General features: G+C 40.6%; 12 protein-coding genes and 1 pseudogene. 5 read left to right on the top strand and 8 right to left on the bottom strand.

Annotation, left to right across the window (positions count from 1 at the left end; translation table 11 throughout):
* Positions 1 to 13: 13 nt before the first annotated feature.
* The 4 genes from HT711_RS05670 to HT711_RS05655 form a co-directional block, all read right to left on the bottom strand.
* Positions 14 to 925: a DUF4097 domain-containing protein gene (locus HT711_RS05670; protein ID WP_173219419.1), complete on the bottom strand. Its 912-nt coding sequence runs from the start codon at positions 923 to 925 to the stop codon at positions 14 to 16.
* Positions 918 to 1,511 carry a DUF1700 domain-containing protein gene (locus HT711_RS05665; protein ID WP_023941404.1) on the bottom strand — a complete coding sequence of 198 codons (594 nt, stop codon included), beginning with the start codon at positions 1,509 to 1,511 and terminating at the stop codon, positions 918 to 920. Before HT711_RS05665 ends, HT711_RS05670 begins: the two co-directional genes overlap by 8 nt.
* On the bottom strand, positions 1,498 to 1,824 hold the full coding sequence (locus HT711_RS05660) for a PadR family transcriptional regulator (protein WP_000273855.1): 327 nt from the start codon (positions 1,822 to 1,824) through the stop codon (positions 1,498 to 1,500). The genes HT711_RS05665 and HT711_RS05660 overlap by 14 nt, the downstream gene beginning before the upstream one ends.
* 139 nt (positions 1,825 to 1,963) lie before the next feature.
* On the bottom strand, positions 1,964 to 3,130 hold the full coding sequence (locus HT711_RS05655) for an MFS transporter (RefSeq protein ID WP_173219422.1): 1,167 nt from the start codon (positions 3,128 to 3,130) through the stop codon (positions 1,964 to 1,966).
* Between the two features lie 57 nt (positions 3,131 to 3,187).
* Here HT711_RS05655 and HT711_RS11480 point away from each other — a divergent pair.
* The 3 genes and pseudogenes from HT711_RS11480 to HT711_RS05645 all read left to right on the top strand — a co-directional run.
* Positions 3,188 to 3,335 (top strand): annotated as a pseudogene (locus HT711_RS11480) (glycosyltransferase family 2 protein); the annotation flags it as partial.
* Complete coding sequence (locus HT711_RS05650) at positions 3,315 to 4,115, top strand: glycosyltransferase (RefSeq protein WP_188109850.1); 801 nt, start codon at positions 3,315 to 3,317, stop codon at positions 4,113 to 4,115. The pseudogene HT711_RS11480 and the gene HT711_RS05650, both read left to right, overlap by 21 nt.
* A gap of 85 nt (positions 4,116 to 4,200) precedes the next feature.
* Positions 4,201 to 6,051, top strand: a complete 1,851-nt coding sequence (locus HT711_RS05645) for a nucleoside-diphosphate sugar epimerase/dehydratase (protein WP_173219427.1) — start codon at positions 4,201 to 4,203, stop codon at positions 6,049 to 6,051.
* 113 nt (positions 6,052 to 6,164) lie between these two features.
* On the opposite strand, the gene HT711_RS05640 is transcribed toward HT711_RS05645, so the two are convergent.
* Genes HT711_RS05640 through sdaAB form a run of 3 tightly spaced genes read right to left on the bottom strand, consistent with a single transcriptional unit; the run spans position 6,165 to position 8,371 of the window.
* Positions 6,165 to 6,797, bottom strand: coding sequence for an HAD family hydrolase (locus tag HT711_RS05640; protein ID WP_112444490.1), 633 nt, complete (start codon positions 6,795 to 6,797; stop codon positions 6,165 to 6,167).
* A 21-nt stretch (positions 6,798 to 6,818) separates the two neighbouring features.
* On the bottom strand, positions 6,819 to 7,691 hold the full coding sequence (gene sdaAA / locus HT711_RS05635) for an L-serine ammonia-lyase, iron-sulfur-dependent, subunit alpha (RefSeq protein WP_112444492.1): 873 nt from the start codon (positions 7,689 to 7,691) through the stop codon (positions 6,819 to 6,821).
* Between the two features lie 8 nt (positions 7,692 to 7,699).
* Positions 7,700 to 8,371, bottom strand: coding sequence for an L-serine ammonia-lyase, iron-sulfur-dependent subunit beta (gene sdaAB, locus HT711_RS05630; protein WP_000838912.1), 672 nt, complete (start codon positions 8,369 to 8,371; stop codon positions 7,700 to 7,702).
* 241 nt (positions 8,372 to 8,612) lie between these two features.
* On the opposite strand from sdaAB, the gene HT711_RS05625 reads away from it, so the two are divergent.
* Positions 8,613 to 9,233 carry a LysM domain-containing protein gene (locus HT711_RS05625; protein WP_000843460.1) on the top strand — a complete coding sequence of 207 codons (621 nt, stop codon included), beginning with the start codon at positions 8,613 to 8,615 and terminating at the stop codon, positions 9,231 to 9,233.
* 272 nt (positions 9,234 to 9,505) lie between these two features.
* On the top strand, positions 9,506 to 10,093 hold the full coding sequence (locus tag HT711_RS05620) for a hypothetical protein (protein ID WP_001108794.1): 588 nt from the start codon (positions 9,506 to 9,508) through the stop codon (positions 10,091 to 10,093).
* 442 nt (positions 10,094 to 10,535) lie between these two features.
* On the opposite strand, the gene HT711_RS05615 is transcribed toward HT711_RS05620, so the two are convergent.
* A complete protein-coding gene (locus HT711_RS05615; RefSeq protein ID WP_001268180.1) occupies positions 10,536 to 11,426 on the bottom strand; it encodes a helix-turn-helix transcriptional regulator in 891 nt (296 codons plus the stop codon).
* Positions 11,427 to 11,734: the final 308 nt, after the last annotated feature.

Below are 11,734 nucleotides of genomic sequence, written 5' to 3'. Positions count from 1 at the left end.
GTAAGCGTTTTTGTCAACGTCTGCTTGGTGTGGATATTAGTTCAATATCATCATCAGATCTCGCAATGAGTTGATCCTTGACATCGGTTTTTTCAGTTTTGTAAGGGTTGCTTAATTCCGTACCTCTTGATTCAGGCTCTTCTCTTGTGAATTGGAAGATAGAACCATAGTTGCTTGAGATGTCCCAGTTAATTCGTTGGCTTTCTTTCTGGTCTAGGATGATTCGGAGATAATCTTTGGCAGTCAGTTCAACCTTACCATGGACTTGGATATTTTCAGCGTGGAAGTGATGTTCTGTTGACTCTAGCTGACTATCTGTCAGATTTGTATCAAAGATATTAACGATATTGGGCGTTGTGAGTTTACTGTTTTTGATACGACTTCCTTCAATTCGGAGGATATAGCCGTTTGTATTGAGGGTCGTATTTTCAAGGCTAGCATTTATGATGGTGGTTTGTCCGCGATTGGCTGAGATGTTGATCCCTTTTAGAGTTCTCCCTTTCGGTAGTCCGATGATGACATCATTAAAACGATTAGATGAACTACTTACAATATGGAGAATCCCATCAATTCCAGAAGAGATAAATGGACTTTCAGATAGTTTCTTATCAGTGAGACTCAGAGTTCTATCGTTCTGATTTGTGATAAGATCATGGTGAGCAGAAAGTGATGGATGATAAGAAATGTGGATTTGATCATCGAAAGAGTCTGTGATGGTCAGCGCGTGTTGGTGGAGAGTAATTTCTAGGTTTTCGACTTCCTTGCCAAAGGTTAGCTCTTCCGTACGGCTATCATAGACAGGTTCTTTGGACATGGAAAGTAGGCTCTTGATTCCGTCAGATTGGATGCCTACAAAGAGCAGGATAAAGCCGATAACGGTAGTCACCACACCAAAAATGAGAAATCCTTTTGTCAATTTACGCATGCTGGTCACCTCTCTTTCCTTTTTTAAGAACAAATTGCACCAAGCGAACAATGAGTAGACCGAAGAAACGAGCTACATAGGAAATGCCTAGTAAAACTAGTGAAGAAGCACCGATAGCCAGTAAACCAGAACCGAAAATCAAGATAAAGGCTGGTTTGGCTTGGGCTAAGACAGTGAAACTTTCAACTAAAAATAGGAATCCGCCAATGATACCAAGTATGGAAATCGCAAAGAAAGCCAGAATGACAGTCAAAGCGGCCACAAGGATTGCGAACAGGGTCACGAGGATGGCGATTCCCAGAGGAATGCCGATAGGTGCTGCAAGGAGAGCTAACAAGGCGATATGTAAAATTTGTCGGTTATTTTTTTGAGCGGGTGCCTCATTGATTTTTTTATCGAGAAGATTGGATAGAACTTCGTGGGCTGCTTCTTTGGGAGTTCCCAAACTGGCAATGAGTTCTTCTTCTCCTTCGACTCCAGCATCGTCAAAGAGTTCCCTGAAATAGTCCATGGCTTCAATTTGGTCAGCCTGAGGCAGTTTTTTGAGATAAAGTTCTAGCTGAGTCAGGTATTCAGTTCTTGTCATGGCGGATACTCCCTTCTATGATGCCATTGATGGTGTCTGTATAGAGTGTCCATTCATCTTTTAGGGTCAAGAGCTGCTCTATACCACCATTTGTCAAGGAGTAGTATTTGCGCATGCGACCTTGGAACTCTCTAGAATAGGTTGTCAGAAAGCTATTGCCTTCCAATTTTTTGAGAATGGGATAGAGTGTGGATTCTTTGATATTAGCGATCAGCTTAATGGTCTGGCTAATCTCATAACCATAAGAATCCCCTTTTTCCAGTACGGCCAAGATGAGAAATTCAATCAAGGCAGAGGATGTTGGAAAGTACATGGGAAACCTCCTTTTCTGATGTGTAGGATTTTTATATATAATTTTTCTATACATACATTGTACATCTAAAAGAAAGCCCTGTCAAGAGAAATGTGTAAAATTTTTATATATAAAAAAACTTCTAGGAAAAACTAGAAGTTTAGAGGATTTTATCAGCTCTGTCTACTATAAAGAGTGAGATAGTCATCAGGATATCGACGAGTAAGAGGGCAGCTACAGCTGGTACCCAAGAGTGGAAAAAGTCAAAACTGTAACCAAAGAGGGTTGGCCCAAAGGCTGCTAGGATATAGCCTCCTGTTTGAGATAGACCTGACAATTGGGCTGTCTTTTCAGGAGCGCTTGTCTTGAGTGAAAAATTGACCATGAGATAAGGGAAGAGGGCGCTGGTTGCGGTTCCGATGAGGAGATGGATGGCAAGCCAGTAAAAGAAATTACCGACTGGGAAAAAGAGCATGGAAATGCCGATAACACCAGCTAGTGAAACCAGAGTGAGCATGAGCTGACGGTTGCGAGTAGATAAGCTGGTTGTCAGGCTTGGGATGGTCATTGAAAAAGGAATGCTAATCAGAGAGAAGATAGAGGTCAGCAAGCCAGCTTCGTGACTGGATAGGCCTGCATGGATAGCCATGGTAGGTAGCCAGGTCATAGCGGTGTAAAAGAGCAAGGATTGAAAACCGGCAAAGACAATCACTGCCCAGACCTGTTTATTATGCATGACCTTTGCTTTGCTTTTTTGTTTTGTTTGTGGAGCCAGTCTGTGATTATAGCAGTGATTAGGCAGCCAGACCAAAAAAGTTGCTAGGCAGAGCAGGGTGAGGAGGATGATAAGTCCTTTCCAAGAACTAGCTTGTGTAATAGGCACGGCTAGATAGGAAGCCAGAGCCGTTGCAATCCCCATAGAGGTTACATATAAGGTGGTCAGAAAACCAATCTTCTTTGGTTGATTGGCTTGGATAAGACTAGGAAGCAGCACATTGATGACTGCGATACTTGCCCCAACCATCAAGGTTCCTAGATAGAGCAGGTGCAGATTGATTAGTCGAATGAGAGAACCGATGGTCAAGAAGAAGAGGCTGTAGGTGAAGAGATGCTCCAAGCCGATTTTCTGAGCCAGTCGGGTAGAAAATGGTGAAAAGAGGGTAAACATAAGGAGAGGAAGGCTGGTCAAGACACCAAGCGAACTAACTTCTACTCCCAGCCCTTGCGAAATATCTCCCAATATAATGGGTAAAACAGTAAAAGGAGTCCGCAAGGAAACACCAATTAGTATAATACCTGGAACAAAAAAGAGTGATTGCTTTTTCATAAAATACCTCTTCTAGCTGATTTTAATAACAGCTTATTTTAAGGCTTTTTCCCTATAATGTCAAGTAAGGTTTCTGGCTTTCAAGATAAAAATGGGAAAGTCTTGAAAATTATGATAAAATAGTGGAAGGAAATCTATACATTGGAGAAAAACTGTGTCTGAAAAGCAAAAAATCAGCGTATTGATGTCGGTCTATATCAAGGAAAATCCGACATTTTTAAAGGATGCTATTGAGAGTGTTCAAAATCAGACCCTGAAACCGAGCGAATTGGTTCTGGTTGAGGATGGGCCTTTGACACCTGAGCTCTATCAGGTATTAGACCAGCTTGAAGCTGAGTCTGATATTCCAGTGAAACGCTATCCTCTTGAGCAGAATCAAGGTTTGGGTCTGGCTCTTCGACAGGGTGTTTTGCGGTGTCAGTATGATATTATTGCCCGTATGGATACGGATGATATAGCTGTTCCAGACCGTTTTGAGAAACAGGTTCAGTTAATGGAGAAGGACAATCTTGACCTATTAGGTGGCCATATTGCAGAATTTATTGATAATCCTGATGAGATTGTTTCTTACCGTCGTGTTCCAACCCAACATGCAGATATTGTAGCTTATCAAAGGATGAGAAGTGCCTTTAACCACATGACTGTTATGTTCAAGAAGGACATGGTTCTCAAGGCAGGCAACTATGAGGATGGCCTTTATATGGAGGATGACCTCCTCTGGCTCAATATGATTGCTGCAGGAGCCAAGACTGGAAATCTGGATCAAATCTTGTGTCAGGTTCGTGTCGGAGCAGGGATGTTTGAGCGTCGTGGGGGACTGCGTTACCTCAAGCTCTATCGTCAGGCTCGTCAACGGATGCTGAAGCGAGGACAAATTTCTTACATGGAGTATGCCAAGAGTGTTGCGATTCAGATGGTTGTTGCTCTTTGTCCAGGATTTGTCCGACAGTTTATTTTTATGAAACTGTTACGAAAAAGCAAGTAAAAGATTGTAGCAAATCGTAAACTGGATAAAAAGTGTTATAATAACAATATAAATATCCAGCTCTTTTAAGGAGGAGTAAATTTCTATGAATAAAAAACTCACAGATTATGTGATTGATCTGGTGGAAATTTTAAATAAACAACAAAAACAGGTTTTCTGGGGAATATTTGATATTTTCAGTATGGTGGTTTCCATCATTGTATCTTATATCTTATTCTACGGCTTGATTAATCCAGCACCTGTTGACTACATTATCTATACGAGTTTGGCCTTCCTGTTCTATCAATTGATGATTGGATTTTGGGGCTTGAATGCTAGTATTAGTCGTTACAGCAAGATCACAGATTTTATGAAAATCTTTTTTGGTGTGACTGCGAGCAGCGTCTTGTCATATAGTATCTGCTATGCCTTCTTGCCACTCTTTTCAATCCGTTTCATCATTCTCTTTATCTTGTTGAGTACCTTCTTGATTTTATTGCCACGGATTACTTGGCAGTTAATCTACTCTAGACGCAAAAAAGGAAGTGGCGATGGAGAACACCGTCGAACCTTCTTGATTGGTGCTGGTGATGGTGGGGCCCTCTTTATGGATAGTTACCAACATCCAACCAGTGATTTGGAACTTGTTGGTATTTTGGACAAGGATGCTAAGAAAAAGGGCCAAAAACTTGGTGGAATTCCTGTTTTGGGTTCATATGATGATCTGCCTGAATTAGCCAAACGTCATCAAATAGAGCGTGTTATCGTTGCGATTCCGTCGCTTGACCCGTCAGAATATGAACGTATCTTGCAGATGTGTAACAAACTGGGTGTCAAATGTTACAAGATGCCTAAGGTTGAAACTGTTGTTCAAGGCCTTCACCAAGCAGCTACTGGGTTCCAAAAAATTGATATTACGGACCTTTTGGGACGTCAAGAAATTCGTCTTGATGAATCGCGTCTGGGCGCAGAACTTACAGGTAAGACGATCTTGGTTACAGGTGCTGGTGGCTCAATCGGTTCTGAAATCTGTCGCCAAGTTAGTCGCTTCAATCCTGAACGCATCGTCTTGCTCGGGCATGGGGAAAACTCAATTTACCTTGTGTATCATGAATTGATTCGCAAGTTCCAAGGGATTGATTATGTGCCAGTTATCGCAGATATTCAAGACTACGACCGTCTCTTGCAAGTCTTTAAGCAGTACAAGCCAGCTATTGTTTATCATGCAGCTGCCCACAAGCACGTTCCTATGATGGAGCGCAATCCAAAAGAAGCCTTCAAAAACAATATCCGTGGAACCTACAATGTTGCTAAGGCTGTTGATGAAGCCAAAGTACCTAAGATGGTTATGATTTCGACAGATAAGGCGGTTAATCCACCAAATGTTATGGGAGCAACCAAGCGCGTAGCTGAGTTGATTGTCACTGGCTTTAACCAACGTAGTCAATCAACCTACTGTGCGGTTCGTTTTGGGAATGTACTTGGTAGCCGTGGTAGTGTCATTCCAGTCTTTGAACGCCAGATTGCTGAAGGTGGGCCTGTAACGGTGACAGACTTCCGCATGACCCGTTACTTCATGACCATTCCAGAAGCTAGCCGTCTGGTTATCCATGCTGGTGCTTATGCCAAGGATGGGGAAGTCTTTATCCTTGATATGGGTAAACCAGTCAAGATTTATGACCTGGCCAAGAAAATGGTCCTTCTAAGTGGACACACCGAAAGTGAAATTCCAATCGTTGAAGTTGGAATCCGTCCAGGTGAAAAACTCTACGAAGAACTCTTGGTATCAACAGAACTCGTTGATAACCAAGTTATGGATAAGATTTTCGTTGGTAAGGTCAATGTCATGCCCCTAGAAGTCATCAGTCAAAAGATTGAAGAGTTTCGTACTCTTAGTGGAGATGAGTTGAAGCAAGCTATTATCGCCTTTGCCAATCAAACTACCCACGTTGAATAAAAAAGAAAAACGCATATTATCAGGTCAGTACAGAAGAACCTTGGTAATATGCGTTTTGTTATGTATAGATTTACTTCATTTTATTCTGAAATGGGGTTGTTGCCCAGTCTATGTTATTGAAAATACCCTAAAACTTCTAATGGTTTGTGGGCGATATAATCAGGTTGATAGTCTAGCAAGTCTGCTTGCTCCCCAAATCCCCAAGTGACGGCCAATTTCTGAATGCCTGTTTCTTGAGCTCCCAGCATATCAAACTTGGTATCTCCGATGATGATGGCTTGTTCCGGTGCTAGTTGATGTATCTGTAAGGCCTGGCGAATGACATCTGCCTTATGAGGTGTTTCAGGGCTGGAACCATAAATGCCATCAAAGAAATGATAGATTCCCAAGTTTTTAGTCATGTCTTGAGCGGTTGGAGTATTCTTTGTAGTGGTGATATAAAGAGGATATTTGCTCGATAGCTTCTCAAGCAAGTCTACAATCTGAGGAAATAGTTGAGCTTCATAGATACCTTTTTCCTTGTAGTAAGAACGGTATATCTGCACGGCTTCAGAAATTTGTTCTTTAGGCAGGCAGGTCGCAAAACTACTTTCGAGAGGTGGTCCCATAAAACCACGAATCGTTTTGGCATCAGGGCTAGGTATCCCCAGCTCCTTAAAGGTATGGGTAAAGGCATTGTGAATCCCGATAGAACTGTCAACGAGGGTTCCATCCAGATCGAAAAAGATAGCTGAGATAGAGGTCATGATTTCTCCTATTTGATAAGCTTATTCTCCGAAAATTTCTTTTTGGAGGTGACGACCAGTAGGGGTGGCAGCAAGTCCACCTTCAGCTGTTTCGCGAAAGGCAGTTGGCATGCTTGAACCCACTTGGTACATGGCATCGATCACTTCATCAACAGGGATTTTAGATTCGATACCTGCCAAGGCCATGTCTGCTGCGATAAATGCAAAGCTAGCTCCCATGGCATTGCGTTTGACACAGGGAACTTCGACCAAACCGGCCACAGGGTCACAGATGAGGCCCAGCATGTTTTTAATGACAAAGGCAATAGCTTGACTGGCTTGATAGGGTGTCCCGCCTGCAGCCAGAGTCAAGGCGGCAGCGCTCATAGCAGAGGCAGAGCCGACTTCGGCCTGACAGCCACCCTCAGCACCTGAGATAGAGGCATTGTTTGCGATGACTAGTCCAAAGGCACCGGCAGCAAAGAGGAAATCCAGCTGTTGCTCGTGGCTGAGGTCTAATTTTTCAATAGCAGCAGTGAGAACGGAAGGCAGACAGCCAGCACTTCCAGCGGTCGGAGTGGCACAGACCAAGCCCATTTTAGCATTGTGTTCATTGACTGCGATAGCATTTCGGGCAGCAGAGAGAATTGTGTAATCTGACAGAGTTTTTCCGTTTTTGATGTAGTGATCCAGTTTGGCAGCATCTCCACCTGTCAGGCCACTACGAGATTTATTTTCATTGAGGCCAAGTTGGACAGAGGCTTTCATGACTTCCAGATTGCGTTCCATGAGAAGGAAGACTTCTTCACGTTCGCGACCGGTCAATTCAAACTCTGTTGTAATCATGAGTTCTGCGACATTTCCTTGAAAGTCCAGATCAGCTTGCTCGACCAATTCTTTGATAGAATAAAACATGCTTCCTCCTATTTAAAGAAATTGACATTGTGGAGATGAGGGATTTTTCGAATTTCTTCGATAGCCTCATCACAGTTGCGACTGTCAACTTCGATAATCATAATAGCTTTTTCACCAGCTTTTTCACGAGTGACATTCATCTGGGCGATATTGATACCATAGCGTGAAAGGGCTTCTGTTACGAGGGCAATCATACCTGGAATATCTTGATGAACAATGATGATAGTCGGTGTATTCATATTGAGAGAGACGGCAAAGCCATTGAGTTCGGTTACCTGAATATTTCCTCCACCGATAGAAATACCAGTCACACTGATGGTCTTGTGGGCATTTTTAACGGTAATTTTAGTGGTGTTTGGATGAGGAGCATTGCTGTCTTTCTGAATGGTCCAGACAATCTTGATGCCACGCTTGTGGGCAATCTCCAGACTATTTGGGATTTCAGGATCATCTGTATCCATGCCTAAAATACCTGCAACAAGGGCTAGGTCTGTTCCGTGACCACGATAGGTCTTGGCAAATGAGTTAAAAAGTTGGAATTCGACTTCTGTCGGAGTATCATCAAAAATGGAAGAGACAATCTTCCCAATACGAACAGCACCAGCTGTATGGCTACTAGATGGGCCAATCATAACTGGTCCGATGATATCAAAGACAGATTGAAAACGAAGTGATTTCATCAGTTTCCCCTTATAAAAATTCTTATCTCTATTATATCAAAGAATGAGGGTCTTGGCTTTAATTGCGGATGAAAACCTTTCTAATACCTCAAATAGCATAAAAATAGTATCTTTTATGACAAAAAACACCTTATTTAGGGAAATAAAAAATAATTTTGTAATATTTCTACATAAAAGTGTCAAGAAACAGTAATATTTAAAGGGTATGATAGAAGTATAGAAAGAAGGAGAATTTTCAAATATGAAATCAACAACTAAAAAGATTAAAACAACTCTTGCAGGAGTAGCTGCCTTGTTTGCAGTATTTGCTCCATCATTTGTATCTGCTCAAGAATCATCAACTTACACAGTTAAAGAAGGTGATACACTTTCAGAAATCGCTGAAACTCACAACACAACAGTTGAAAAATTGGCAGAAAACAACCACATCGACAACATTCATTTGATTTATGTTGGTCAAGAGTTGGTTATCGACGGTCCAGCAGCTCCAGTAGCACCAGCTTCAACGACTTATGCAGCACCAGCTGCTCAAGATGAAACTGTTTCAGCTCCAGTAGCAGAAACTACAGAAGTAGTGGAAGAAACTCCAGTAGCAAGCGAAGCAGTAGCAGAAGAAACAGTTGCTTCAACTGTAAGCGGATCTGAAGCAGAAGCCAAAGAATGGATCGCTCAAAAAGAATCAGGCGGTAGCTACACAGCTACAAACGGACGTTATATCGGACGTTACCAATTGACAGATTCATACTTGAACGGTGACTACTCAGCTGAAAACCAAGAACGTGTAGCAGATGCCTACGTTGCAGGACGTTACGGTTCATGGACAGCCGCTAAAAACTTCTGGCTTAACAATGGCTGGTATTAAGAAATAGGGAAGGAGCTTTGAATGGCTCTTTTTTTTATTACTTGACAGGTTATATATGTTGATTTATAATATAGGTAAAGCAGGAGTTGTGTAAGCGTTAACAAATGCAGTGCCCTTAACTTTGTATTCAGCAAAGAATTATGATGTAGCTAGAAAAGAAAGAATTCTAGTTTGATACAATACTACCAGTCTTATTTAAAGTTGTTATGGAACTATTTTCAAAATAGATAGGCCTCTGTTTTAGGCGGAAAAGTTAATCAGGAGGTTAAGTGATGAACTACAATTTAAAATATCTTTTATCAGGAATATTTGTCCTAGTCTTTATAGGTTTCCTAGTCTGGATGCGTTATTTTAATCAGAGGAAGGAAGAAGAGCATTCGGATGTGTCTTTTGAAGCGAGGTTAGATAGTGAGGTCAAGGACTTATATAAACAACTAGGATTGGGTGAGGAGCCTCATTATTTCTTAGCCTATCGCTACCTACATCCTTGGTTTGATTTGGCGATTTTACCACCAACAGTTGAAATTTTCTTAACTAAAATAGCGTTGGTGATGGTAACTCCAGATGAACTACTGATAAGAAATATTGGGAATGGGATGACTTTCACAAGTGAGCATCATCGTGATTTGCGACAAGGCCTTATCCGCATTCCAAAATCAGAGATGAAAGAATTTGAGATTCGTAACTGGAAAAAATTTTTTGTATTTGGCGATTTTTTGACAATTAAAACAAGCCAACATAGCTATTATTTGCAGGTTAGAGATGATGGACTTCAAAAAGGAAGTCTTTCTACCAAACATTTCTCAGACTTGAAACGACAAGATTTTCTAGGATTATTGACAGATAAAAGGACATTCTGATAGACAATTGCCCTAGCGGCTTATTGTAAACTTTACAGATAAGCTGTAAATACTAGAATCCATTCAGAAAGGCAATTCCTATGAAAAATAAAATTTTAATCATTATTTATATTTTAGCCTCGCTAATCATCAATTTTCTAATCTTTTCACTTTTGCATATTGATTTTAAGTGGTGGACAACTCTGGCTATCAGTGCAGGATTTATTTACACCTACTTAAAATTTAGTAAAAAATAAAAAGAGGTTGCACTGATTAAAGAAAATTAGAATATATTAGAGGTAAACAGATAGTAGTAGGGGGATTAAGATTTCTATTGATGAGCCTGAATTTTCTTATAACGTTATCCAACAAACTGACCTATGAAACTTCAAAAATTTAAAAACCACAGGGTATTCCTTTCAACTTGATTGTATTCAAGATTGGAATTACAGTGTGGTTTTATTTAGAAGTTAGTTTTTTCTAAGCCCTTTTCTCTTTCCTTCCGTTGATAATAGGTCTCTACTTCTTTTTTGAGATGAGACAGCATAGAAGTTTCCTCGGTCAGCTCCAGAAGTGAGAAACCTTTTTGGATAAGTCTAGCGTCATCCCTACAAATCCCGATACGGGCATAGCAGATAGCAAGCCTATCGTAGTGCTTCTTTTTCTTGGCATCCTCTAGTAAAGTATAGCAGATTTGTTGACACATGTTTTTGTCTTGATGGTATAAGTAAATGGTGGACAGATTGAGTAGGATTGCCATTCGTAAGTCATATAAATGTTGGTAGTTTTTATAGACTTCTAGGCGTTGCAATATTTTTCCAGTGATGAGATGGAGGTGTTCGATGGGAAAGCTGAAAAGGATGGTATTGAGGATTTTTAGGTCGCTTTCATACCATGTATCTTGTTTTTCAATTTTTTCCCAAAGATTTTTGATAGTCTGTTTCACTTGATCTGACAGTTCCCCAGTCCCATGTTGACGGAGATAAATAACAACTTCCAGCATATCCCTGATTTCTTCTATAGGTAGGTCGTGGCGGGTCTTGAGATAGTTTTGGCATTTTTGAAATAGTTTTTCGAGTTCACTAGTCCCTAGAATTGAGCTCATATTGAGATAGGTTTGCATGATTTCTGTTCGTTGGCTTGGTTGATAGAGATGGCAGATATAGTCAAACTCTTCAAAACTCATATTGATTTGCCGGAGAAGAAACTCCATATTTTCATATTTGGGAGTTACCTTGCCGCTTTCAATCTTTGATAGGCTGGTTCTTGAGATGACATTTCCACAGACCTCTTCTTGGGTCAATCCTTTTGACTCGCGTATTTCTTTATAGACCTTTCCGAAATCATAACGCATAATTTTCTCCTTTTCGTGAAAAAAGTTAACAAATAATAAAATCCTATTAAAAATATTGTATCATAATAACAGGAATAGTAAAAAAGAAAACTAAAATAATGTGTGAAAAAAGTTAACTAATTTTAAAATAGAATAAAGAAGAGGTATACTATAGATACAAAATACAGATAGGAGGGAAAAAGTATGAATAAAAAAGTTTTTCGCTTTTTAGTTCTTCTTGCTTTCTTATTCAGCATTGCTACGGTTTTCCCATGGAACTGGCCGATATAATGCGCTAGTTGTAAAAATGAAAGGAAGGTGAGTCCAAT

This window comes from Streptococcus sp. 1032 (assembly GCF_013277015.1).
Lineage (GTDB): Bacteria > Bacillota > Bacilli > Lactobacillales > Streptococcaceae > Streptococcus.
Note: the sequence above shows the minus strand (reverse complement) of the source record. Positions and strands in the feature narration are given on the sequence as shown.

Coding starts and splice junctions, on each gene's coding strand:
- HT711_RS05670 (WP_173219419.1), bottom strand. CDS start 925: ATGCGTAAATTGACAAAAGGATTTCTCATTTTTGGTGTGGTGACTACC.
- HT711_RS05665 (WP_023941404.1), bottom strand. CDS start 1,511: ATGACAAGAACTGAATACCTGACTCAGCTAGAACTTTATCTCAAAAAA.
- HT711_RS05660 (WP_000273855.1), bottom strand. CDS start 1,824: ATGTACTTTCCAACATCCTCTGCCTTGATTGAATTTCTCATCTTGGCC.
- HT711_RS05655 (WP_173219422.1), bottom strand. CDS start 3,130: ATGAAAAAGCAATCACTCTTTTTTGTTCCAGGTATTATACTAATTGGT.
- HT711_RS05650 (WP_188109850.1), top strand. CDS start 3,315: ATGTCGGTCTATATCAAGGAAAATCCGACATTTTTAAAGGATGCTATT.
- HT711_RS05645 (WP_173219427.1), top strand. CDS start 4,201: ATGAATAAAAAACTCACAGATTATGTGATTGATCTGGTGGAAATTTTA.
- HT711_RS05640 (WP_112444490.1), bottom strand. CDS start 6,797: ATGACCTCTATCTCAGCTATCTTTTTCGATCTGGATGGAACCCTCGTT.
- sdaAA (WP_112444492.1), bottom strand. CDS start 7,691: ATGTTTTATTCTATCAAAGAATTGGTCGAGCAAGCTGATCTGGACTTT.
- sdaAB (WP_000838912.1), bottom strand. CDS start 8,371: ATGAAATCACTTCGTTTTCAATCTGTCTTTGATATCATCGGACCAGTT.
- HT711_RS05625 (WP_000843460.1), top strand. CDS start 8,613: ATGAAATCAACAACTAAAAAGATTAAAACAACTCTTGCAGGAGTAGCT.
- HT711_RS05620 (WP_001108794.1), top strand. CDS start 9,506: ATGAACTACAATTTAAAATATCTTTTATCAGGAATATTTGTCCTAGTC.
- HT711_RS05615 (WP_001268180.1), bottom strand. CDS start 11,426: ATGCGTTATGATTTCGGAAAGGTCTATAAAGAAATACGCGAGTCAAAA.